This window comes from Streptomyces sp. NBC_00388 (assembly GCF_036061255.1).
Taxonomy (GTDB): Bacteria; Actinomycetota; Actinomycetes; order Streptomycetales; family Streptomycetaceae; genus Streptomyces.
On sequence record NZ_CP107948.1, the window covers coordinates 6555969 to 6577793 of the forward strand.

Annotated in this window: 21 protein-coding genes and 1 tRNA gene; 10 read left to right on the forward strand and 12 right to left on the reverse strand. The window is 72.2% G+C overall.

The annotated features are described in order from the left end of the window. Positions 1-159: 159 nt before the first annotated feature. Positions 160-924 (reverse strand): precorrin-6A synthase (deacetylating), encoded by a 765-nt coding sequence (cobF, locus tag OG917_RS29175; protein ID WP_328321226.1) that lies wholly within the window; start codon positions 922-924, stop codon positions 160-162. A gap of 124 nt (positions 925-1048) precedes the next feature. After that, a complete protein-coding gene (locus OG917_RS29180) occupies positions 1049-1552 on the reverse strand; it encodes a DUF309 domain-containing protein (protein ID WP_328321228.1) in 504 nt (167 codons plus the stop codon). Positions 1553-1665: 113 nt separating this feature from the next. Between OG917_RS29180 and OG917_RS29185 the strand changes: the two genes are divergently transcribed. Continuing rightward, a tRNA-Pro gene (locus OG917_RS29185) sits at positions 1666-1739 on the forward strand. A 129-nt stretch (positions 1740-1868) separates the two neighbouring features. Here OG917_RS29185 and OG917_RS29190 read toward each other — a convergent pair. After that, positions 1869-2783: a LysR family transcriptional regulator gene (locus OG917_RS29190; RefSeq protein WP_328321230.1), complete on the reverse strand. Its 915-nt coding sequence runs from the start codon at positions 2781-2783 to the stop codon at positions 1869-1871. 360 nt (positions 2784-3143) lie between these two features. On the opposite strand from OG917_RS29190, the gene OG917_RS29195 reads away from it, so the two are divergent. The 3 genes from OG917_RS29195 (at position 3144) to OG917_RS29205 (ending at position 6022) form a co-directional block, all read left to right on the forward strand. Continuing rightward, complete coding sequence (locus OG917_RS29195; protein ID WP_328321232.1) at positions 3144-4100, forward strand: zinc-binding dehydrogenase; 957 nt, start codon at positions 3144-3146, stop codon at positions 4098-4100. A gap of 338 nt (positions 4101-4438) precedes the next feature. Beyond that, entirely contained in the window at positions 4439-4879 is a 441-nt protein-coding gene (locus OG917_RS29200) for a subtilase-type protease inhibitor (RefSeq protein ID WP_328321234.1), read from the forward strand. A 240-nt stretch (positions 4880-5119) separates the two neighbouring features. Next, positions 5120-6022, forward strand: coding sequence for a DUF3048 domain-containing protein (locus tag OG917_RS29205; RefSeq protein ID WP_328321236.1), 903 nt, complete (start codon positions 5120-5122; stop codon positions 6020-6022). A gap of 31 nt (positions 6023-6053) precedes the next feature. Here OG917_RS29205 and OG917_RS29210 read toward each other — a convergent pair whose 3' ends face one another. Further along, positions 6054-6644, reverse strand: coding sequence for a TetR/AcrR family transcriptional regulator (locus tag OG917_RS29210; RefSeq protein WP_443059109.1), 591 nt, complete (start codon positions 6642-6644; stop codon positions 6054-6056). Positions 6645-6853: 209 nt separating this feature from the next. Here OG917_RS29210 and OG917_RS29215 point away from each other — a divergent pair, with 209 nt between their 5' ends. From OG917_RS29215 to OG917_RS29230, 4 genes are all read left to right on the forward strand, one after another. Further along, positions 6854-8311: a purine-cytosine permease family protein gene (locus OG917_RS29215; RefSeq protein WP_328321240.1), complete on the forward strand. Its 1458-nt coding sequence runs from the start codon at positions 6854-6856 to the stop codon at positions 8309-8311. 135 nt (positions 8312-8446) lie between these two features. Then, positions 8447-10105, forward strand: coding sequence for an amidohydrolase (locus OG917_RS29220; protein WP_328321242.1), 1659 nt, complete (start codon positions 8447-8449; stop codon positions 10103-10105). 162 nt (positions 10106-10267) lie between these two features. Further along, on the forward strand, positions 10268-11305 hold the full coding sequence (locus OG917_RS29225) for an enoyl-CoA hydratase/isomerase family protein (protein ID WP_328321244.1): 1038 nt from the start codon (positions 10268-10270) through the stop codon (positions 11303-11305). Positions 11306-11422: 117 nt separating this feature from the next. Beyond that, complete coding sequence (locus OG917_RS29230) at positions 11423-11905, forward strand: VanZ family protein (protein WP_328321246.1); 483 nt, start codon at positions 11423-11425, stop codon at positions 11903-11905. 102 nt (positions 11906-12007) lie between these two features. Here OG917_RS29230 and OG917_RS29235 read toward each other — a convergent pair whose 3' ends face one another. Both OG917_RS29235 and OG917_RS29240 read right to left on the reverse strand, forming a co-directional pair. Beyond that, positions 12008-12274, reverse strand: coding sequence for a DUF6295 family protein (locus OG917_RS29235; RefSeq protein ID WP_328321248.1), 267 nt, complete (start codon positions 12272-12274; stop codon positions 12008-12010). A 4-nt stretch (positions 12275-12278) separates the two neighbouring features. Beyond that, on the reverse strand, positions 12279-13022 hold the full coding sequence (locus OG917_RS29240) for a dienelactone hydrolase family protein (protein WP_328321251.1): 744 nt from the start codon (positions 13020-13022) through the stop codon (positions 12279-12281). Positions 13023-13070: 48 nt separating this feature from the next. Here OG917_RS29240 and OG917_RS29245 point away from each other — a divergent pair, with 48 nt between their 5' ends. Further along, on the forward strand, positions 13071-13511 hold the full coding sequence (locus tag OG917_RS29245) for a MarR family winged helix-turn-helix transcriptional regulator (RefSeq protein WP_328321252.1): 441 nt from the start codon (positions 13071-13073) through the stop codon (positions 13509-13511). Positions 13512-13642: 131 nt separating this feature from the next. On the opposite strand, the gene OG917_RS29250 is transcribed toward OG917_RS29245, so the two are convergent. After that, complete coding sequence (locus tag OG917_RS29250) at positions 13643-14422, reverse strand: SDR family NAD(P)-dependent oxidoreductase (protein WP_328321254.1); 780 nt, start codon at positions 14420-14422, stop codon at positions 13643-13645. Between the two features lie 169 nt (positions 14423-14591). Here OG917_RS29250 and OG917_RS29255 point away from each other — a divergent pair, with 169 nt between their 5' ends. Continuing rightward, positions 14592-15422, forward strand: coding sequence for a helix-turn-helix transcriptional regulator (locus OG917_RS29255; protein WP_328321256.1), 831 nt, complete (start codon positions 14592-14594; stop codon positions 15420-15422). Positions 15423-15603: 181 nt separating this feature from the next. Here the strand turns inward: OG917_RS29255 and OG917_RS29260 are convergent, their stop codons facing one another. From OG917_RS29260 to OG917_RS29280, 5 genes are all read right to left on the reverse strand, one after another. Continuing rightward, positions 15604-17616, reverse strand: a complete 2013-nt coding sequence (locus OG917_RS29260) for a DUF2264 domain-containing protein (RefSeq protein ID WP_328321257.1) — start codon at positions 17614-17616, stop codon at positions 15604-15606. After that, positions 17613-18098 carry an NAD(P)-dependent oxidoreductase gene (locus OG917_RS29265; RefSeq protein WP_443059034.1) on the reverse strand — a complete coding sequence of 162 codons (486 nt, stop codon included), beginning with the start codon at positions 18096-18098 and terminating at the stop codon, positions 17613-17615. The genes OG917_RS29260 and OG917_RS29265 overlap by 4 nt, the downstream gene beginning before the upstream one ends. A gap of 29 nt (positions 18099-18127) precedes the next feature. Continuing rightward, positions 18128-18598: an SRPBCC family protein gene (locus tag OG917_RS29270; RefSeq protein WP_328321260.1), complete on the reverse strand. Its 471-nt coding sequence runs from the start codon at positions 18596-18598 to the stop codon at positions 18128-18130. A 142-nt stretch (positions 18599-18740) separates the two neighbouring features. Then, entirely contained in the window at positions 18741-20318 is a 1578-nt protein-coding gene (locus tag OG917_RS29275; RefSeq protein WP_328321262.1) for a M81 family metallopeptidase, read from the reverse strand. 83 nt (positions 20319-20401) lie between these two features. Further along, complete coding sequence (locus OG917_RS29280) at positions 20402-21547, reverse strand: ROK family transcriptional regulator (RefSeq protein ID WP_328321263.1); 1146 nt, start codon at positions 21545-21547, stop codon at positions 20402-20404. Positions 21548-21825 lie beyond the last annotated feature (278 nt).

A 21825-nucleotide genomic window follows, 5' to 3' on the forward strand; every position in this document is an offset into this window, starting at 1 on the left:
AGTGGTGGTCAGCTCTTTGTAGACCAGCGGCCCCTGGTTGTGCAACAAGTTGCATAATGGAGTGTGTCACTGCCCGGACCCCGCGCGCCGTCCTGACCCGCTTCCCCTCCCGGGCCCGCGCGCGCCGCGGCGCCGGGCTCCGTGCGCCGTGCGCCGTCGTCAGTCCCTGCGCAGGAGATAGGTGTCCATGATCCAGCCCTTCCGGGCCCGTGCCTCGGACCGCAGTTCCCCGATGCGTTCTGCCACCTCCGACAGCCGCCCGGAGACCAGGATCTCGTCGTCGGTGCCCAGATAGGCGCCCCAGTGGATCACCGGGTCCTCGCCGGTGTGGTGGCGGAAGGCCTGCTGCGCGTCGAGCATGACGACGACATCGTCCACACCGTCCGGCCACCCCTCGGCGAGCCGCCTCCCGGTGGTGATCTGCACGGGCCGTCCGACTCTGTTCAGTCCGGTGCGGTGCCGTGCGGCCAGCGCCGACACGCTGCTGATGCCGGGGATCACCTCGTGCTCGAAGGCGACCGTGCCCCGCTCCAGGACCTCTTCGAGGACGGCGAGCGTGGAGTCGTACAGAGAGGGGTCGCCCCACACCAGGAACGCGCCGCACTCGTCCTCGCCGAGGTCCTCCGCCAGCATCCGTTCGCAGATGCCTGCCCTGGCCCGCCGCCAGTCGTCGACGGCCGCGGCATAACCGGGACCCGCGGCCTCGCGGTCCCGCTCGGGATCACGCGCCTCGACGAGCCGGTAGCCGCGGCCGTGCGCGATGTGCTCCTGCAGGATGTCGTGGCGCAGCCGGATCAGATCGGACTTCTCCGCCCCCTTGCCGAGGAGGAAGAAGACGTCCGTCTCGTTGAGGGCTTTGACCGCCTGAAGCGTCAGATGGTCCGGGTTTCCGGCACCGATGCCGATCACATAGATCTTTCTCACCTGTCGAGTCTGACGCATCACCCCGCGGCGCGGAGGCGGCGGCCGGGCGCGGGCCGGCCCCGGCCGCGCTGCCCCGTCCCGTCCCGGCCGGGTGTGCCCGCCGGTCAGGTGCGGGGCGAGTCCTTCACGGTGCGCCCACGGTCAGGCGCGGGGCCGATTCCTTCGCGTCCACCGGGCCGTCGAGCCCGCCCGCGAGGCGCTCCGCCCAGGCGGTCAGCCCGCCGGTGTCGATCCCGTAGGGCACGGTCTCCGGATACGCGGCCAGCCCGGCCGCACCCCTGAGCAGCAGACGCGCCCCGCCCCCGGTGTTGCCACGCGCCGCGTGTGTCAGTCCCACGGCCAGCTGTGCCAGCCCCCGCCAGAGGCCGCGCTCCGCGTCGGGCCCCGTCTTCCACGCGTCTTCGAACACCTCGTGCGCGTGGAAGGGCATCCCCGCGTCGAGCAGCCGCTGCGCCTCCCGCACGGTCTCCGCCGGGGTGCGGGTCACGCCTTCGGGCTGCCGCTCCACACCCTCGGCGCCGTACGGGAGCGGGCGGCCGAGCCCGTCCCGGGGGCGGGCGTTGCGCGCACGGCCCTCCGCGTCGCGATCTCTCGTGGTGTCGCGGGCGCCGTCGCGCTTCTCGTCCATCCGCCGATTGTCCCCCGGCCGCGGTCCTTCATGGCGGAGTCGGTCCGGCGGCTGGAGTGCGGTATGGTTCTCATGCAGGTCAGGCCAGGGGAAACGCCAGGTCAGACGGGCATCGGGACGTGGCGCAGCTTGGTAGCGCACTTGACTGGGGGTCAAGGGGTCGCAGGTTCAAATCCTGTCGTCCCGACTCGAAAGAGTCGCAGGTCAGGGCCTTGTTTCACTTCGGTGAGACAGGGCCCTTGATGCGTTCCGGCCGCCGCCGCCCGGCCAGGGGCCCGTACGGGAACCCGGCCGTGGTCCCGTGCGTAAGAGGGCGTCAGGCGACGTCGGGGGAGCTGAGCCAGTGCCGGGCGCGTGCCGTGTCGGTCGCGGTGCGCAGCAACCGTGCGACGACGGGGCGGCCGGTGAGCCCGCGGGTCAGCAGATGGATCTCAGTGGTCGCGACGGGCGTCAGCGGTCGCCACACCAGGCCGGCCGGCAGGCCGGACACCGATGAGGCGCCGGTGACCGAGATCGCGGCGCCCTCCGCGACCAGCGTGTGCGCGGCGTCGAAGGCGATGGTGCGGAGCAGGAGCCGGGGGGCGATTCCGGCGCGTGTGAAGATGCCCGTGATCGCGTCGTAGTGACCGGGGTTGGCGTCCCTGGGGTGGATCAGGACGGTCTCACGGGCCAGCAGTTCAGTCTCGACCCGCAGGGAGCCTGCGAGCGGGTGTCCGGCGGGCATGAGGACGCCCTGCGGTTCCAGTCGTACGCGCGTGCTCACCAACTCCGGTGTGGGTGGCGGGCAGCGCAGCAGTCCGGCGTCGAGCGTGCCGTCCGCGACCCCCGCGAGTATCCCGGCCGTCGTCATCAGCCGGGTGGTCGCCGTGACGCCGGGGTGCGCGACGGCCAGCGCTGCCAGCAGGGCGGGGGCTGTGTCGTAACTCGTGCTGGTGCTGTACCCGAAGGTGAGTGAGCCGGCCGCCCCCGCGGAGAATCCGCGCACGTCCCGCCACAACCGGTCCGCCTCGTCGCACAGCACCGTTCCCCGCTCCATGAGCAGCCGCCCCGCCTCGGTGAGTTCGACCGAGTGAGTGGTGCGCGCGAGGAGTTCCACGCCCAGCTCCTGTTCCAGCTGACGGATCTGGCGGCTCAGGGCCGGCTGGGCTATGTGCACCCGCTCGGCTGCCCTGGTGAAGTTCCGCTCGGCGGCAACCGCGAGGAAGTAGCGCAGGCGACGCAGTTCAGACATGCGAGCAGCGTACGTCGTGACCCTGAACTGCGGTGATGCCGATTGGATCTGAGCTGATCGAAGACAGGTCTTTCCCTCGGGGGGCCGCTCCTTCCTACAGTTCGGGCATCGGGAGACAGACGCCACGGACAGCAGGAACGGGATTCGGGCATGAACATCGAGGAGCACCCCACCACCCTCCACGCCCACCAGGCCGTCTTCGCCTGAACTCTGCCCCTTGTCCCCTGCCGCGTTCCCTGCCGCCTGCGCCGTGTCGCCTGCGTGCTGCCCCGTGCGTGCCCACCCCTGGCCCGACTCGGGCCCCGACCCAGCGGCCGGCTGACTGGTCGCCGAATCCTCCGCCGGAAGGAACCCACCGCCATGAAGGCCCTGCTGCCCGTATCGCCGACCGCTGTTCGCGCCCCCGACGTCCCCGAAGCCCCGGTCGTCCTCGGTGATACTCCCGAACCCGAGCCCCACGACGACGAGTTGGTGCTGGCTGTCGAGGCCTACTCCGTCAACCGCGGTGAGACGTTCCAGCTCGACGGGCGGCTCGACCGCCCCTGGCCGGGGTGGAGGCCGGGCAAGGACGTCGCGGGGACGGTGATCCGGGCCGCCGCCGACGGGACGGGGCCCGCCGTCGGTGCCCGCGTGGTCGCCCACCCGCCCGCCTCCGGCTGGGCCGAGCGGGTCGCCGTGCCCACCACGCACACCGCCGAACTGCCGGACTCCATCGACGTGGTGACCGCCGCGGCGCTCCCGCTGGCCGGGATCACCGCTCTGCGCCTGCTGCGGGCGGCGGGTCCCGTCGCCGGCCGGCGCCTGCTGCTCACCGGCGCGAGCGGGGGAGTCGGCCATTACGTGACGGAGCTCGCGGCGTCCTCCGGTGCGGCGGTGACTGCGGTCAGCGCGAGCGCGGAACGCGGCGCGCGGCTGCTGGAACTCGGGGCGGTCGAGCTGGTGACGTCCGTCGAGCAGGCCACGGGCCCGTACGACGTGGTGCTGGAATCCGTCGGCGGGACCTCGCTGCGGACCGCCCTGACCCGACTCGCCCCGGGCGGGCTGCTGGTGTGGTTCGGTCAGGCCGGCGGGGCCCCGGTCACTCTCGACTTCTTCGACTTCTTCAAGGGCCCCCGGCAGGCCAGGATCGCGCATTTCGACTACACCTTGTCCGACGCCTCGTACGGGGACGACCTCGCCACGCTGGTCCGGCTGGTCTCCGCGGGGCGACTGCACCCGGAGATCGGCACGGTCCGGGACTGGTCGCGCACCGCCGATGTCATTGCCGAACTCCGCAACCGACAGGTACGCGGCAACGCGATTCTGACCGTGGGATGACCGCTTCTGCGCGCTGTCGGACGAGGAGTGACCACCGGCAGACGTCGCGCAGCACCCAAAAACGCAGGTGTTTCGCGCCGAAAGTGTGCGCTTGAAATACGAACCAGAATCTCATCACCGCTGGTCAGCGTGCAGTTTATCATGAGACCAATTTAGTTCGTCCACATGCTGGACATGGTCTTCCCGGGGTCTGCGGGGGTCCTGAACTGCCTGAATCGCTCATCCTGTTGCGGTGAGCGGACGCCTGCGTCCGAAAATCGATCGACCGCGTGCAGCAACTCTCCGCACCGGCCAGACTCCTGTCCGCAATCAATCCCCCCTTCGACAGGAGAGTCGAAATGCGGCACAGTCTCAGAACCCTCGGCGCGGCGGCACTGGCGGCGGCGGCCTGCGTGACGGGCATCGCCGGTACGGCCCACGCCGGAACGGCAAGCATCTACGCGCCGACGGCCCTGGTGCTCACTATCGGCCGCGGAGATGAGGCGGCGTCGACGGTCGTCCGTGCCGTCACGCTGAACTGCGCGCCCCGCCCGCAGGGAACCCACCCGGACAGTGCGGCGGCGTGCGCCGAACTCAAGGCTGTGGACGGTGACTTGAGCCTCATCGGTACCACCACCGCCACCAGCCCGGTCGAGCCTCAGTGTTCCTTCCTGTGGGCTCCCGTGACGGTCACCGCCGACGGCGTCTGGCAGGGGCGTCGGATCTCCTGGCGGGCCACGTACGGCAATGCCTGTCAGATGGACGCTGCTCTCTCCGAGAGCTCGGTCTTCAACTTCTGACCCATGACGCCCGGGTGAGACGTGAGGGCCCTCTGGCCGGTGGAGCGGTTGCGGGCGGCGCCGCTCCACCGGCCGGAGGTCTTTGCCGTGGGGGCCGCCCCAGGGCCGTGAGGGGGAGGTCGTGGGATCGATGGGCAATTCTGTCCCGTTATCGCCCGTCACGAAATGATATGACGGTCATGATGACGGCGCCCGGCCTCCGGTCGCGGGCTGTGGCGGGTACGGACGTGAGGAGCGCGGATGGGCGGATCGAAAGCACTCCGGGCGGGCGCGGCGGCAGTCCTGGCCGTGAGTCTTGCCGTGGGCTGCTCGTCGCAGGAGAAGCCCGGCGGCAGTACCCGTTCCGTCCTCACGGGGGAGAAGGGCGCGGCCGGACGCGTGCTCGCCGTGAAGGTGGACAACGTCCGCGCCGCACGGCCGCAGACCGGGCTCAACGACGCGGACCTGGTGTACGCCATCGAGGTCGAGGGCGGGCTCTCGCGGCTCATGGCCGTATACGACAGCAGTCATCTGCCCGCGACGGTCGGGCCCGTCCGCAGCGCCCGTGAGACGGACCTCCAGCTGCTCGCCGCGTACGACAGGCCCGCGCTCGCCTTCTCCGGCGCCCAGAGCAGGCTGCTGCCGGTGCTCAAGCGCTCGCCCATCATCATGAGGACCGGCACCGGCGCGTTCTTCCGTGCCCCTGACCGGCCGGCCCCGCACAACGAGTACGTGCACACGAAGGGGCTCGCCGACGGCGCGGGGGCCGCCAGGGACATCGGCCTGCGCTTCGCCGCCGGGGTGCCGGGCGGCGGGAGCGCGGTGACCGTCACCTCGTCCTCGATGCCCTCCGCCCGGTTCACCTTCACCTGGGACACGTCCAGGTACCGGGTCGCCATGGACGGCTCGGCATCCCCCTGGACCGCCGACAACGTGATCATCCAGCGGGTGGAGGTCAGGGAGTCACGTTTCCACAGCCGTACCGGGTTCGTCCCGTTCTCCGGGACGGTCGGCAGCGGTTCCGGCGTGGTGCTGCGTGACGGGCGTTCGTACGCGGTGCGCTGGAGCAGGCCCGCGGCGGACGCCGGGACGACGTACACCCACCAGGGACGGACCCTGCCGCTGCGGCCGGGCAGGACCTGGATCGTGCTCGCTCCCGCCTGACGGCGGCGGGCGGCGGACCCGGGGTGCGCGGTCAGGGGCCCGGCCGGGGTGTGCGCACGTCCTGCGGACCGGCGGCGCCGAGCAACAGCGCAGCGGCCGACCGGGCGGACGCCAGGGCGGCCCGCCGGTCCGCGCCCCGCTGGCCCAGCGCCACCCGGGTGCTCAACCCGTCCAGCAGGGCCAGCAGTTCACCGGCGCGGCCGGGTACGTCTTCGATCGCGAAGTGCTGCTGCGCCGCGCCCTCGGACAGCACCGCTTCGAGGTCCTCCTGCCAGCCGCGGTCCAGCTCCTCCTGGGCGGCCCGCAGCTGTTCGTTCGACCCGGCGCGCGCCCACAGTTCGATCCAGAGCATCCAGCGCGGGTCCCGTGCGCCCTTGGGCAGGTACATCCGGAGGAAGCGGTCGAGCCGGCCCGCCGTGGCCGTCCGGCCCGCGAGCAGGGCCCGGCGCTCCGCGGTGAGGGCGTCCTCGCTCCAGCGCAGCGCTTCGAGCAGCAACCGGTCCTTGCTGCCGAAGTAGTACAGGATGTGGCCGCCGCTGGTTCCCAGGCGCTCGGCGAGTGCGGACATGGTCAGCGCGGCGAGCCCGTTCTCGGCGATGGCCGTCATGGCTTCTTCGAGCATCCGGTCCCGTGCGACCTGCCCGTCCTTGCGATGTGCCACTTTCCGCCCCGCTCACGCTGGTCTGCTCCCGACCCCGCCGAGCCTATCCCCGGGAGGAACCCGGTCCTGCCGGAGGTCTTGACGTGCCGCCGGTGCGGGGCGCATCTTGAATGCCGTTCTAACTCTTAGAACGGCATTCAAAGTATGGATGCGGAATACGGAGGCCTCGCATGGCGCGACAACCGACGGACGTCACGGACCGGAGCGGCCCGCCGGGCGCCGCGCCGCCGGCCCACGGGGGCACCGGGGTCAGCAGTGACGAGGTCTTCCAGGTCGAGACGCACGGCATCGACCCGATCCCCGACGAGGACCGGCACGGCAGCGCCAAGGACCTGTTCTGGCTCTGGTTCGGCTCCAACCTGACCTTCACGTACGTCATCAACGGCGCCCTCGCCGTCGGCTTCGGGCTCTCCTTCTGGCAGGCCACCACCACCGTCGTGATCGGCGGGCTGACCTTCTTCGTCATCAGCGCCGCCGGACTGAGCGGCATCCGCACCGGCACCGCGACCCTGGTGATCTCCCGGGCCTCCTTCGGGGTGCTGGGGAACTTCCCTGCGGGGCTGCTCAACTGGGTGGTCTCCATCGGCTACACCATCGTCAACACCGTGGTGGGCACCCTCGCGCTCGAAGCGCTCCTCGCGGACCTCGGCCTGCGCGGCGGAGGTGACACCGCCAGGGCGCTCGCGCTCGTGATCACTCTGGCCGTGACGTTCGCTGTCGCCATGTGGGGCCACGCCACCGTGCAGTTCGCCGAACGCTGGATGGCGTACGTGCTGGCCGCCGGGTTCGGTGTGCTGCTGGTCTTCCTGCTGCCCGGCGCCGACACGGGCGCCGCCTCCGGCGGGAGCGCCGGGTTCTCCGGCTGGACGCTCGCCTTCGTCGTGATGCTGGCGGGGCCCTTCTCGTATCTGCCCATGCCCGCCGACTACACCCGCTACCTGCCCCGTGACACCTCGCTGCGCTCCATCACCTGGAGCGGCGCGCTCGGCGGCCTCATCTCGTCCCTCGCGCTCGGCGTCGCAGGTGTCGCGGCCGCCACCCAGGCCGACATGACGGACGCCGTCGCGGGCGTGGAGAAGCTGCTGCCCGGCTGGTTCCGGCCGGTCTTCCTGCTGCTCGTGCTCGGCGGCTCGGTCACCAACTCCATCCTGACCCTCTACTCCTCCAGCCTGAACCTCCAGGTGCTCGGAATCCCCTGGAGCCGTGCGCGGGCGATCATCGTCAGCGTCGCCGTGACCGCGCTCGGTTCACTCGCGGCGCTGTTCCTGGTGGACTTCACCGAGTCGCTGCTCAGCTTCCTCTCCCTGCTGATCATCGTCTTCGCCCCGTGGGGCGGGGTGTTCCTCGCGGACATGCTGATACGCCGCTGCCGTTACGACACCCGGTCACTGCACGCCGGACGCGGCGGCGCGTACTGGTACCGCGGCGGATTCCACCCGGCAGGGATGACAGCCCTCGCCGCCGGTATGGCCTTCGCCGCGCTGACCTGCGACTCCGAGCTATGGACCGGGCCGCTGGTCGCCCCGCTCGGCGGTGGCGACCTCACGCTGCTCGGTTCGGTCGTCTCCGCACTCGTCTACTGGGTGCTCGCCCGCCGCGCGCTGGTCGCCGCCCCCGCCGACAGTTGAAGGCCACCGCCCGCCGCCGCCCGGCACGCCTGCCGGGCGCCGCCAGGCCCCGCCCGGCGCCCGGCGCCGGCACCGCCGTTCGCCGCGCCACCCGCACTACGCCCCGCCCCGGCCATCTCCAGGAGTCACTCCCTCATGACCCGCACCACAGCCCCCGCCGATCTTGTTCTGCACAACGCCCGCATCCACACCGTCGACCCGCGGCTCCCGGCCGCCGAGGCCCTCGCCGTACGCGACGGCCGTATCGTCTGGCTCGGCGCCGACGCGGACGCGGCGGTCTGGATGGGGGAGGACACCCTGCTCATCGACGGCGCAGGCCGGCTGGTGCTGCCGGGCTTCATCGACGCGCACAACCACGTACGCCTCGGCTCCGACGACGCCTGTGTCCAGCTCGCCGGAGCCCGTACGCTCACCGAGATCCACCACCGGATCACCGCCTGGAGCGCCGCACATCCCGACGCCGAGTGGATCGAGGCCGAGGCTTTCGACTACTCCGCGATCCCGGACGGCCGGATGCCGAACGCGGCCGACCTCGACCGGGTCACCGGCGACACACCGGCCTTCGTCCTCAGTTACGACGTCCACACCGCCTGGCTGAACACGGCCGCGCTGCGGCGCCTCGGCGTCACCAGGGAGTCGACCTCGCTGCCGTTCGGGCGCGCGGAGACCGACCCGGCCACCGGCGAACCCACCGGATTCATCAAGGACTTCGCGGTCAGGGGGCTGTCCCGCGCCGGACACCGGGCGCTGCGCGAACTGGGTGTGCCGTGGGCGGCTCCCGACCGACAGTACGGCCGGCTCGTCAAGAGCCTGGACGATGCCATCGGATTCGGGATCACCACCGTGGTCGAACCGCAGAACTCCCTGGACGATCTCGAACTGTTCACCCGCGCCCGCACCGAGGGGCGGCTCCGCTCCCGTCTCGTCGCGGCGCTCTTCCACCCGCGCGGCACCACCGACGCGGACCTGGACGACTTCGCCGCGACGGCCGCACGGTTCGACGACGACCGGCTGCGGGTCGGCCCGCTCAAGCTCTACATCGACGACGTGGTCGAGCCGCGCACCGCCGCTCTGCTGGAGCCGTACACCGGCTGCGGCAGGCACCGCGGCGACACGTTCTACCCTGCGGAGGAGTTCGCCGAGCTGCTGGCCAAGCTGGACGCCCGGGGCTTCCAGTGCTTCGTGCACGCCACCGGCGACCGGGGCATCCGCACCGTGCTGGACGCCGTCGAGCACGCCGCCGCGGTCAACGGCAGGCGCGACGCGCGCCATCAGGTCGTCCACGTCGAGTGCCTCGACCCGCAGGACACCGCGCGATTCGCGGAGCTCGGCGTCGTGGCCTGCATGCAGCCGAGGCACTGCGCCCCCGAGATCGCCGGACCGGGCCGGGACTGGGCGGAGAACATCGGCTCGGACCGCTGGCACAAGGCCTGGCCGATGCGCAGCCTGCACGAGGCCGGCGCCGTGCTGGCCTTCTCCAGTGACTGGAACGTCGCCGAGATGGACCCGATGACCGGCATCTACACCGCGGTCACCCGCCGCCCGCTCGGAGGCGGCGAGCCCTGGCAGCCGGCTGAGACGGTGGATGTCGAGACGGCGGTCCACGGCTACACCATGGGCTCCGCCTACGCCAACTTCCTTGAGAACGAGCGTGGTTCGCTGAGCGTCGGCAAGCTGGCCGACTTCACCGTGCTGTCCCGGGACATCCTGCGGATCCTGCCGGAGGACATCCCCGGGACGACGGCCGAGCTGGTCGTCGTCGGCGGCGAGGTGGTCGCGGGGACCGGGGTCTGACACCGGGCCGGGACGGCGGCCCGCCCCCCGGCGGCCGCCGCCCCGGTCGCGTACGGCATCGTGATGACCTGCAGGGACCTCCGGGTCCACCGGATCCCGGGCGGGGGCCGTCGTGATCGTGCGGGCGCTCCACCGGTACAAGGACAGGCATGGGGACCCGCGATGAGCGACGACTGTGTGCGGGCGTGGACCGAGGGCAGGACCGGCCGTCTCACCCTCGACCGGCCGAAGGCGCTGAACGCGCTGAACCGCGCCATGGTGAACCGCATCGACGCGGCGCTCACCGACTGGGAGCACGACCCCGCGGTCGAGAGCGTCGTCCTCACGGGGGCGGGGGACCGCGGCCTCTGCGCGGGCGGCGACATCCGGATGATCTACGAGGACGTGCGCGCCGGGGGGACCGCATCGGAGGGGTTCTGGCGGGACGAGTACCGGCTGAACGCCCGGATCGCCCGCTACCCCAAGCCGTACATCGCCCTCATGGACGGCATCGTGATGGGGGGCGGGGTCGGGGTATCGGCTCACGGCGGTGTCCGCGTCGTCACCGAGCGCTCCAGGGTGGCCATGCCCGAGACGGCCATCGGATTCGTCCCCGACGTCGGAGGCACCCATCTGCTCGGGCGGGCGCCCGGTGAACTCGGTCTGCATCTCGCCCTGACCGGAACCGCGGTGGGCGCGGCCGACGCCCTGCTGTGCGGGCTCGCCGACCATTTCGTACCGTCGGACCGGCTGCCCGGACTCGTCGCGGACCTGGCCCGGCAGCCGGTGGCCGATGCGCTGCGGGCACACACGGCACAGGCACCGGCCGGGGTGCTGGCCGCGCAGCGGGAGTGGATCGACCACTGTTACGCGGCGCGCACCGCCGAGGAGATCATCGAGCGGCTGTCGGCCGTCGGCGTCCCGGATGCCAAGGAGACCGCCGGTACTCTGCTCAGCAGATCGCCCACCGCGGTGAAGGTCACGCTGGCAGCAGTCCGGCGGGCCCGTGAACTCGGCACGCTGGAGCGGGTCCTGGAGCAGGAGTTCCGGGTCTCCTGTGCCGCACTGACCTCACCGGACTTCACGGAGGGGATCCGGGCCCAGGTCATCGACAAGGACCGGAACCCGCGCTGGTCGCCCGCGGAGCTCGCCGGGGTCACCGGGGAGCGCGTGGCCGGGTTCTTCGCACCGCTCGGCGCCGCGGAGCTCTCTCTTCCCTGAAGCCGGGCCCTGAGGCCGGGTCACGGTGCGGCCGTACGTCATGTCATGCAGGGCTGGCACGATGTGTCAGACGGGGCGTAGGTTTCGCTCATGGCCCCCTCCACACACAGTGCCGTGATGGCGGCACTCACACTGATCCTCGCCGCAGCCGCGGTGGTGGCGTACCGGCCGCTCGCGCGGAGAACGCGCTGGCGGAGGCGGGTGACGCTGGGTGTGCTGCTTGCTGTGGCGGTATGTCTGGGGATCACGCTGCCCGATCAGATCGCCGGTGGGGCGGGCGGAAGGCTCGGGGCATGCCTGGCCGGTGACTCGGTCCGTACGCTCACGGGCGGCTTCGTGCACAACGCCGTCAATGTGGTGCTGTGGATACCCATGGGACTGCTGGGCGCGCTGGTCTCGCGGCGGCCGGTCGCCGTGACGCTCGCCGGATCGGCGGCGTGGGTGGTGGTCGAGCTGCTGCAGACACTCGACCCGGTACGGTCCTGCCAGCCGGTCGACTGGGCGAACAACACCCTCGGGATCGCGGCCGGCGCGCTCCTGGGGTGGCTGGCAGGCCGGAGGCGCGACGGCTCCCGGCAGGCCGGTGCCGCTCTGGACTGACCCGGGCACGCGGTCACGGCCCCGCTCGCGTACGGGCCGGGCCCGGTACGCGAGCGGGGAGCGCGCCGGACCCCGTGACCCGGTGGTCGTCCGGCTGCGGTGTCAGACGGTGAGGGCGGGCGGAACCGCCGCCAGCGCCTCCTGGATCGCGGCGACCAGGGTGCGGGCGGACTCGGCCGACAGCTCCAGGGCGACGCGGGCCGACGGCCCCTTCGAGGGGTCGGTGAAGTCGATGTTGAGGGTGTGCTCGGCCATGGCGTGCACCGGGTGGTCGAAGTACACGGTCACGTCCGACACGTGGAACCAGGAGCCGTTGGGCCCCTTGGCGCTGCCGTCCACGGTGTCCTTGATCGTCGTATAGGTGCACATGTTCTCAGGCCCCCAGGTGCTTGGCGAAGAAGGTCTCGACCCGCTCCCAGCCGTCGTTGGCGGCAGCCACGTTGTACGAGGGCCGGTCGGTGGAGAAGAACGCGTGCCCGGCGCCCTCGTACGTGTGGAACTCGAAGTCCTTGCCGTTGTCGGTGAGGATCTGCTCCAGCTCGGCGACCTGGTCGGGGCCCGGGAAGCTGTCCTCGGCCCCGAAGAGGCCGAGCAGCGGGGCGCGCAGCCGGGGCAGCTCGCCGACCAGGTTGCTGACCTGCAGCGGGAAGCCCTCGGGTGGAGTCCCGGTGACGAACGCGCCGTAGCAGTCCACCGCCGCGTCGAGATCGATCCGGCAGGCGGCGAGCACGCTCTGGCGTCCGCCGGAGCAGTAACCGATCGTGCCCACCTTGCCGTTGGAGGTGGGCAGCGCGCGCAGATATGCCGTAGCCCCGGCCACATCACCCGCGAGCCGGTCGTCCGGCACCCCGCCGGCCGCGCGGTTGGCGGCTGCCGCGTCGTCAGGAGCCGCGCCGGGTGCGTCACGGAAGAAGAGATTCGGGCAGATCGCGTCGTAGCCCATCTCGGCGAACCTGCGGACGATCTCCTTGCTGCCCCGGTCGTAACCGGGCATGTGGTGGATGACCACGACGCCGCCGCGCGGGGCTCCGCCCTGCGGGCGGGCCAGGTACGCCTCGATCTCATCGCCGTCGTGCCCGGCGAGCCTGATGGTTTCCGCGGTAAGTGAGTCACTCATGTCTCAGCTATACCATAAGCCTGAACTCATCAGTTTATGCTGAGGACCATGGCGAAGAGCGACGATGACCCGGCGCGGATGGCGGCGGACCTGCGGGCCTGCCTCGGCCCGCTGGTCCGCAGACTCAGACAGGTGCAGCCGGACGGCGAACTCACGCTGTCGCAGACCTCCGTGCTGGTACGGCTCGACCGTGAGGGGCCGGCTGCGCCCGGCCGGCTGGCCGATGCCGAGGGCATCCGCGCCCAGTCGATGTGCACGATCGTCAGTGCCCTCCAGGAGCGCGGTCTGGTGGTCCGCACCCCGGACCCGGACGACGGCCGCCGGGTCCTCGTGTCACTCACCGCGGCGGGCGTCGAGGGGCTGCACGGGGCCCGGCGGGAGCGGGCGCGCCGGCTGACCCGGGCCATCGAGGAGGAGCTCACCGCCGGAGAACGGTCGCAACTGGGCGCGGCCCTGCCGCTGTTGGCCCGGGTCGTGCACCGGCTCTGAACCGGCCTGCCTCCCTCGTGCCTGGGACGGACGCGAGCGGGGGCGGCGGGAAGGCCCGGTGCGAGCAGACCGGCGGAGCGGCTCGGGGCCCGGTGTCCGGCCGGGGCCCGGAGGCGGTTCGCTCGCTGTGGTCAGCCGGTCCGGTAGCGGGTGGCGAGTTCGGGGCTCTGACCGCCGAAGGCGGCGAGGTCGGCCCGGAAGACGTTGTCGAGGAGCTGATAGTCCTCGACGCCGGGGGCGCTGACCACCTCGCCGAGCTCCAGGCCGCGCAGTGCGCCGGTGACGAGGTCCTCGGCGCTCATGCGGGGCACGGCGCTCAGATCGAGGCCCTGCGAGGAGTGGAACTCGGTGGCCACCACGCCGGGACACACCACGTGGACCCGCACGCCCGTGCCCTCCAGTTCGGCGCTGAGGGTCTGGGACATGGCCACGAGGTGGGCGAGGGTGCCCGCGTAGACAGCACGGCGCGGCATGACGGAGCTGTCCGCGGGCCCGCTGAAGGCGATCATGCCGGCCACATTGATGACCGAGCCCCTGCCGCGCTCCTGCATACCGCCGACAGCGGCGCGCATCAGCTGGGTGGGGGCGAGGACCTTGACGTTGACCAGCTCCCGGGCCTTCTCGGCGGGCAGTTCGGCCAGCGGCATGTAGTGGGAGACACCGGCATTGTTGACCAGTACGTCCAGGGGTTCGCCGGCGCAGTACGCGGCGACGGTGCTGATGCCCTCCTCGGTCGACAGGTCCGCGGTCACCGCGCGCACCGTGATCCGGGGGTGGCCGGAGACGAACTCCTCAAGCCGTTCCCGGCGGCGGCCGACGATGATCAGGTCGTATCCGTCCGCGGCGAAACGCTCGGCGAATGCCTTGCCGATACCGGAGGTCGCTCCGGTGACGAGAGCCAGCTTGCTCATGGCGGGGAGTTCCTTTCGTGGTCCGGCGCGGGTGGCCGGAGTAAGGCTCCCGTGGAGCCGTGTCATGCCTCCACAATGGATCGAAAACAGCACAACAGGCAGGAGACCCGCCTTCATAGGACTACCAGTACCAGGCACACCTTCCTGCCGATAAGCCACACTGTCCGGCATGGCAACGACAGAACTCGGCGCGGCCCTGCGACGCCGGCGCGACCAGGTCTCGCCCGGTGCGGTGGGGCTGCCCACCGGCGGCCACCGCCGTGCCGCAGGTCTGCGCCGAGAGGAACTGGCCCAGCTGGCGGGGATCTCCGTCGACTACGTCACCCGCCTGGAGCAGGGCCGGGCTGCCAACCCCTCCGCCCAGGTCGTCGAAGCCCTCGCCCGCGCCCTGCGGCTCTCAGCGGACGCACGCGCCCACCTCTTCCACCTCGCCGGACTCGCCTCCCCGGGCCCGGACACGGTCCCGGCGTACATCACGCCGGGTATCCAGCGGATGCTGGACCGGCTCACCGGCACTCCCGTCGCGGTCTTCGACGCCGCCTGGACCCAGCTGCTCGCCAACCCCCTCTACACGGCGCTGATGGGGCAATGGCACGGCGACGACCTCAACGCGGTGTGGCGCAACTTCCTCGGAGCGGGGAGCCGCGTACGGCACACGCCCGAATCCCGTGGCGCACTCCGGGCCCAGCAGGCCGCCGATCTGCGCAGAACGGCGAGCCGCTATCCCGCAGATGAGAGCCTGCAGCACCTTGTCTCCCAGCTGCGTTCCAAAAGCGCCACGTTCGCGGAACTGTGGGAATCCGGTGCGGTCGGCCCGCACGAGTCCGCACGCAAGACCATCGACCATCCGCATGTCGGCGCGCTCACGCTGGACTGCGACGTGCTCAGCGTCACCGGCAGCGACGTGCGGATCATGGTCTACACCGCCGGGCCCGGTACTCAGGACGCCGAACGTCTCGCGCTCCTCGCCGTCGTGGGGATCCAGGCACTCAGTGGATAGCGTCCGGTCCGCCGGCCGGTCACGGGATCGGCACGAGCTGTCCGATCACCACCTGCGCGACGCGTATATCGTCCCCCTCCCCTCCGCCGTACCGCCCGGCGCCGCTGCCGGACGCGGCCGGGTACGGCGGAGGGGAGGGGCCGTCACCGTGCGCGAGGGGAGTACGTATGAGGGCCGGGGTCTACTGGGCCTCTGCCTCCCCTTGCTTGCCGCGGTCGTGGCGGACCGTCACCGGCTCGAACGCGATCCGGGTCGACGATCCGTCGCCGGCCCAGACGGCCTCCACCGCGCCGCCCTCCACACTCACCCGGGACAGCGCCGCGGTGAGCGGGGCGGTGTCCGGCTCGGCGGTCAGGGTGGCCAGCGCCACCAGGACGGTCGCGCCACCGGCCCCGGCACCCTCCGGGGCCGCCCTCCCCGTCCCGGCGGTCAGCCGGGGGACGACCGCCCACCGGGTGAACGCCGTGCCCTGCGGGGCCCGTACCACGTCCTGGGCCTCCCAGCCGTACACCCCGAGCAGCCCGGAGCGCACCGCGCCGTCCGTGCCGGTCGCCCAGCCGGTGTGTTCCACCCGGGCTCCCGGCGGGGCGCCGAGCACCCGGTGCACCCGGAGCTCGTACCTGCCGTGCACCACGGTGACGCTCTCCACCCGCAGCCCCGGGACCATCGGGGCGCCCGAGGCGAAGACGGGGCGGTGCCAGGATGCCGCCCAGCCCCACCCGTCGCCGTGGCCCGCGCCGAGCGGCCGGATGGCGCGGCGGCTGCTGCGGGCGCCCGCGACGACCACCGCCAGATGGTTGTCCGGGGCGTTCTCCCTGGCCGTGGGACCGGTCACCGTGGAGTAGGAGTGCCGGTGGTAGAGGGGATCGTCGGCCGCCCCCGCCTCCCCTTCGTGCGGCCGGAGGTGATCGCTGCCGTGGTTGTGCAGCCGTACGATGCCGTCCGCCCGGGTGGACTGCACCAGCAGACCGGGCGCCGGGAGCGCCAGCACCCGGTCGGGGCCCTCGCTCGGTGCGGCCTCCTCGGTCGCGGTCCACAGCGGGTGGTCCGCCGGGGCCAGCAGCGAGACGAACGCCTTGGACGCCCAGTAGGGGGAGGCGGGGCCCGAGTAGGGCTGGAGCGTCGCTTCGTGCGGTCCGTGCCAGCCGGTACTGAGCAGCCCGTCCGGACCGGTGGCGCCCCGGTCGAGGAAGTACCTGAGTGCCCCGCTGATCAGCCGGCGTGAGGTGCCGGGCGTCAGCGGGGTGTGCCCGGTGACCGCGCCCAGCGCCACCGCGGACCCCGCGGCGAAGCGGTACGTCAGCGAGCGGCCGAAGTGGAGCGGGGCGCCGTCCGACCCGAACAGCAGTGAGAAGCCCTCCAGATGCTCCCCGAGCCGGGTGCCGTACCGTGCGGAGAGCTCCGCGTCGCCGGACAGGTACGCGTCCAGCACCGGATAGAGGTGCAGCGCCCAGCCGTTGTAGTGGTCGAAGGCCCGGCCGTCGCCGTCGGAGTACCAGCCCTGTCCCCGGTACCAGCCCTCCATCAGGTCCAGGGCCCGCTCCCTGGCACGGGCCGTCCGGGTGTCGCCGCGCCCGACCGACTCCAGGAAGGCGGCCACCGTGTACGGGAACAGGTACCAGTTGTTGGGGGCCGGCGTATGGTCCAGGGCATCCCGCAGCCATGCCTCGGTGCGGTCCTGCACCCCGGCGTCCAGCCGGTCCCACAGCCAGGGACGGGTCAGCCGCAGTCCGAGAGCGACGGAAGCGGACTCGACCATCGGCTGGCCGAACACGGTGTGGTCCTGGATGAGCGGCCACGACTCGATGTCGTCCCGGCCCGGTGTCAGGGTGCCGGCCGCCAGCCCGTCCGCGTACCGGCCGAGCCAGTCGTGCGGGTCATCGCCACCGGCCCCGGCCACACGGAACGCGGCGGCGATGAACGTGCGCGCGTACCCTTCGAGGCCGTCGGAGCGTACCCCCGATACGGACGGCCGCCCCGGCAGGTCGAGCAGGGCGCGGCCGGGGGTGGCCCACTTCCAGGCGGCGTCGAGGAGACCGTCGGCCGCCGCCTCCCAGTGCGCCCGGGTCAAGCCGGTGTGCGGGCTCAACAGCCGGTTCTCGCGGGGTAGTCGGAGCGCACAGGTCCCGGCGCCCGGCAGCCCGTGCGAAGGGGCGGGCAGGGAGGCGGGCGACGCGGTCGGCGGAGAGTTCATGCGAGGAATTCCAGCCTTTCGTACGGCACGGGGTGGGCGAAGGAGCCACCCGCGGCCCACCGGGCGACCCCGCCGGCCGCCGGATCGGCCGGCCGGCGCCACTCGTCGCCCTGCGAACCCGCCGGACGCGGGGTGATCAGGGCGTTGTCGCAGTCCCACAGCGGGCGACGCGGCGGCAGGACTTCCGGACCGGTGACACCGGGGACGGCGTGGACCCTGCCCTCCTTGAGCACCCGGGTCAGCGCCTCCTGGCCGACGACGGCGTAGCGCGAGGTGTTGATCAGTACGCTGCCCTGCCGCATGGAGGCCGGCAGTTCAGCACTGACGAGCCCCCGGGTGGCCGCCGGCTGCGGGGCGCGGACGCTCACCACGTCGCTCAGGGCGAAGAGTTCACCGCGTCCGCAGCAGCGCAGCTCCACCGGCGCGCACTGTTCGTTCGAACGGGTTCCTGAGCGTTCGCGGTCGCGGCACAGCGATGACACCGCGACCGGCGGGGGCCGCCGCCGGGGTACTACCCCGCCCGCTCCACGTTCCGGGCGAGAATGCCGAGTGTGGCGCGCAGTCCGGCTTCGGGGATGACCGGGAAGATGCCCTTCTCGCGGTAGCGCTCCTCGATCCGGCTCCAGTCGTAGTACGAGGTGACGAGCGTCCCGGTCGGGCTGGGGGCGAGCCGGTACCCGTAGAGGTGCTCGATGGGCGGCTGGACCGTCCCGGAGATGGTCCACTCGATCAGAGCGTCCTGCTCGAAACGGGTGATGATGACCGTGACGTCGTACTTGCCCATCGGGATGTCGTTGAGCGACTCGCGGTCCATGTGGACGACGAAGGTGTCGTCCGCCTTCCGGACGGGACCGCCCTCCGCGGACTGGAGCATTCCGGAACTGTCGATGGCCACATGGCCCTGCGGGTCGCACAGCAGCGCGAACACCGTGGCGGGGGCCGCTGCGATCTCCCGCTGGACTTCGAAGCGTTCTGTCGTCATGCCCGCCACCGTACGGTGCGCCGCGGCCCGGCCGGGAGGCCGGGCACGGAAACGGACGGGGGTGGGAGCTGCCGCGAGAGGAAGCGGCCCGGGGCGGCGGACGGCCGCCCGTCCGCCGCCCCGGGCCGCGCCGCCTGCCGGGTCAGAGCAGGACCGGTGTCAGGTCCGGGCCGCCCTCGCTCTCGTACGCGTTCTCGTCGAAGGGGTACAGCGGACGCTCCACCCGGTGGTGGCCCAGGCGCAGCAGGTCCTGGTCGACGCCGCCGGGAGTGAGCGCGAGCAGCCAGTCCGCCGCCATGTCGTGCAGCTCGGGCTCCAGGTAGCCGATCTTCACGACGACCAGGTCGAAGGTGCGGGGGTCGATGCCCAGCCCGCCCTGCGCCGGTCCTGTGAAGTCGGCGACCGTGTGGAACGGCTTGCGCTGCCCGGTGACGACGACCGTGAGTCCGCCGACCGTGATCGCCGCGAGGTCGCAGCCGCGGTCGTACGCGCCGCCCTCGGCCCGGTCGGTCTTGTCGGCGGCGCGCTGCAGCCCCGTCACCGTGCCGGTGATCTCGCACGGGCCGCCCTGGCTGGTGTCGACCTTGCCGCCGACGCCCACGGTGACGGTGGCGCCGATCCCGGCAGCGAAGCAGGCACGGACGGCGGCCGGGTCGGTGATGCCGGGGTGGACGGCGGTCACCCTGCCGGAGGAGATCTCCTCGTTCTCCAGGAGCTTGCCGAGCATGTACGCGAGGTCGCCCGCGCCGCCGGCCGTCGGGTTGTCCCCGGAGTCGCTGATCAGGAACGGGCGGCGGTCGGAGGCCACCGCCGCGGCGACGCACTCCTCCGCCGTGCCGGTCGGGCCGACGAACTCGAAGTCGCGGCGGACGTCCCAGTACTGGCGGGCCAGTGACTCGGCCTCGGCGGTGGCGAGCGCGGCGTCATCACCGGTGACGACGATGGCCGCCTTGCAGCGCGGCTCGTCGGCCCAGGCGTACCCGACCCAGATCGCGGCGTCCACGATGCCGGGCTTCGCCTCGATGCCGGCGAGACGTCCGTACAGTCCCTTGGCCGGCTCCAGCCGGGTGCTGGTCTTCTCGCCGGGCAGCAGGACGGGCACCTGCACCCAGGCGCGGTACGGGCGGCGGTCCGCGGCGGGCAGCCGCAGCCGCTCGACGAGCTTGCGGGCCGCGCGCTCGCGGGTGTCCCACGCGTCCTCGTGCGGGGCGAGCCGGTGGGCCGTGAGCAGCTCGATCGGCTCGGCGAAGCGGCGCGAGACGTTTCCGTGCAGGTCCATCGCCGCGGACATCATGGGGCGCCCGGACGCCGGGTCCTCCGGGGTACCCACCGAGTCCAGTGCGGCGCGCACGGCCTCGGTGAGATCGCCCTCGGCGTCGGTGAGGCCGATGACGCTCATCGCGCCGTGCAGGTCGTAGACCATGCCGTCGAGCGGGCCCGCAGCCCGGACCCTGGTGACCAGTTCGTCCTTGAGCAGCAGATACGACTCCGGCTCGACGGGGCCGCCGGGCAGGGCGGTGGCGTGCAGCAGCGGGACCCACTCGACGAGTGCGTCGAGGTCCGAGGCGGGCTGCGTCCAGGTGTAGCGGTCGAGGAGTTCCTGCCCGCGGGTCTGGCGGAAGTCGTCCACGGTGGAGCGGTGCGGACAGAAGGTGGACGACTCGATGCCGATACCGCCGATGGCGATGCGCAGACGGCGGGCGGGGGTGGCGGTGGTCATGTGGCGCTGCTCTCCGGGTTGCGGGTGGGGTCGGGGGTAGGGGGCCGGGCCGGCGGGGGTGTCCGGGTGCGGCGGGAGCGGGCTCAGAGCATCTCGGCGCGCGGTGTGCCGGCGCCCAGGGCCGTCAGCCCCGCGCCCAGCAGGCCCGCGTCACGCCCCGAGACGGTGGTGGTGATTTCGAGTCCCGCCGTGGCCATCGGCAGGCAGCGCTCGTACAGGACGCCGCGGACCGCGGCCACCAGGGGCTCCGCCGAGGCCAGCGCGCCGCCGAGTACGACGGCCTGCGGGTTGAAGAAGTTGACGACGACACTGAGGACCGTGCCGATGTGGCGGCCGGCCGCCCTGACGAGGGTGGTCGCCTGCGGGTCCCCGTCGGTGACCAGCCGCAGCAGTTCCGCCGTGCCCTCCACCGGGGTACCCCTGCGGGCGAGTTCGCGCAGCACGGCCGCCCCGCTGGCGACCGTCTCAAGACAGCCGATGTTCCCGCAGCTGCACGGGCGGTCCTCTGCGGCCTCGACCCGGACGTGACTGATGTCGCCCGCGCAGCCGTTGGCCCCGCGGTGCGGGCGGCCCGCGGAGATCACGCCGCAGCCGATGCCCCGGCCCGCCTTGACGACGACGAGGTGCTGGAGCTCCGGCCTCGCCGACTGGTGCTCGCCGACGGCCATCAGGGTGGCGTCGTTGTCCACGGTCACCGGCAGCCCGAGCCGGTCGGCCAGGACGTCGCGGAGCGGGAAGTTGTGCCAGCCGGGCATCCGGGAGGGGGTGAGCACCCGGCCGGCCGGGACGTCGACCGGACCGGGGAAGGCGATGCCGACGCTGCGTACGGTGCGGCCCGCCGCGCGCTGGCGGTCGCCGAGCGCGGTCAGCCGCTCCACCAGCCAGTCGGCGGCCTGCTCGGGGCCGGCCGTGAGGTCGTGGCTGTGGTCGGCCGCGTCCCGCACCGTGCCGTCGGCTGAGACGGCGGCCAGCCTCCCGTGGTGCGAGCCGAGGTCGGCGGTCAGGGCCACGCCGCCCTGCTGCGGGATCCGCAGCAGCCGGGGGCGGCGGCCGCCGCGGGAGGCACCCTCGCCGGACTCCGTGAGGAGGCCCGCCGCCACCAGCTCCTGCACCCGGAGCGAGACCGTGGAGGCGGCAAGACCCAGCTCCCTGACCAGATCGGCCCGCGAGGACGCGGTGCCGGACGTGACCATGCGCAGAATCTGCTGGTTCGATGCGCTGTCCGTCATTGGTCTCCCCGTCATCGTGCTCCCCGAACTGGTCCGACCGGCTCCGAGTGGTGCCGGGCCGCTGCCTGTTGCAGCGCTCCCTCATGGCCTGGTCACTGAAGCACGCGAGTTACTTCGACCTATCAAAGCAAGTTCGTGCTGTCTCGGTGAAAGTTAGCGATCCCATGCCTTCTTTCGCCAGGGGTGTCGGGAAAGTTTTCGGTAATTCGTCATCGCAATAAGGGACATACAGCAACAAAAGCAGCAGGAAGGATGCCCTAAGTCGCATATTGACCCTT

Bases quoted from the DNA above. Each gene is read 5' to 3' on its own strand.
- OG917_RS29270 (WP_328321260.1), bottom strand. From the start codon at position 18,598: ATGACGACAGAACGCTTCGAAGTCCAGCGGGAGATCGCAGCGGCCCCC.
- OG917_RS29225 (WP_328321244.1), top strand. From the start codon at position 10,268: ATGAGCGACGACTGTGTGCGGGCGTGGACCGAGGGCAGGACCGGCCGT.
- OG917_RS29240 (WP_328321251.1), bottom strand. From the start codon at position 13,022: ATGAGTGACTCACTTACCGCGGAAACCATCAGGCTCGCCGGGCACGAC.
- OG917_RS29250 (WP_328321254.1), bottom strand. From the start codon at position 14,422: ATGAGCAAGCTGGCTCTCGTCACCGGAGCGACCTCCGGTATCGGCAAG.
- OG917_RS29205 (WP_328321236.1), top strand. From the start codon at position 5,120: ATGGGCGGATCGAAAGCACTCCGGGCGGGCGCGGCGGCAGTCCTGGCC.
- OG917_RS29235 (WP_328321248.1), bottom strand. From the start codon at position 12,274: ATGTGCACCTATACGACGATCAAGGACACCGTGGACGGCAGCGCCAAG.
- OG917_RS29275 (WP_328321262.1), bottom strand. From the start codon at position 20,318: ATGACCACCGCCACCCCCGCCCGCCGTCTGCGCATCGCCATCGGCGGT.
- OG917_RS29190 (WP_328321230.1), bottom strand. From the start codon at position 2,783: ATGTCTGAACTGCGTCGCCTGCGCTACTTCCTCGCGGTTGCCGCCGAG.
- OG917_RS29230 (WP_328321246.1), top strand. From the start codon at position 11,423: ATGGCGGCACTCACACTGATCCTCGCCGCAGCCGCGGTGGTGGCGTAC.
- OG917_RS29220 (WP_328321242.1), top strand. From the start codon at position 8,447: ATGACCCGCACCACAGCCCCCGCCGATCTTGTTCTGCACAACGCCCGC.
- OG917_RS29280 (WP_328321263.1), bottom strand. From the start codon at position 21,547: ATGACGGACAGCGCATCGAACCAGCAGATTCTGCGCATGGTCACGTCC.
- OG917_RS29215 (WP_328321240.1), top strand. From the start codon at position 6,854: ATGGCGCGACAACCGACGGACGTCACGGACCGGAGCGGCCCGCCGGGC.
- OG917_RS29245 (WP_328321252.1), top strand. From the start codon at position 13,071: ATGGCGAAGAGCGACGATGACCCGGCGCGGATGGCGGCGGACCTGCGG.
- OG917_RS29210 (WP_443059109.1), bottom strand. From the start codon at position 6,644: ATGCTCGAAGAAGCCATGACGGCCATCGCCGAGAACGGGCTCGCCGCG.
- OG917_RS29195 (WP_328321232.1), top strand. From the start codon at position 3,144: ATGAAGGCCCTGCTGCCCGTATCGCCGACCGCTGTTCGCGCCCCCGAC.
- OG917_RS29200 (WP_328321234.1), top strand. From the start codon at position 4,439: ATGCGGCACAGTCTCAGAACCCTCGGCGCGGCGGCACTGGCGGCGGCG.
- OG917_RS29180 (WP_328321228.1), bottom strand. From the start codon at position 1,552: ATGGACGAGAAGCGCGACGGCGCCCGCGACACCACGAGAGATCGCGAC.
- OG917_RS29255 (WP_328321256.1), top strand. From the start codon at position 14,592: ATGGCAACGACAGAACTCGGCGCGGCCCTGCGACGCCGGCGCGACCAG.
- OG917_RS29260 (WP_328321257.1), bottom strand. From the start codon at position 17,616: ATGAACTCTCCGCCGACCGCGTCGCCCGCCTCCCTGCCCGCCCCTTCG.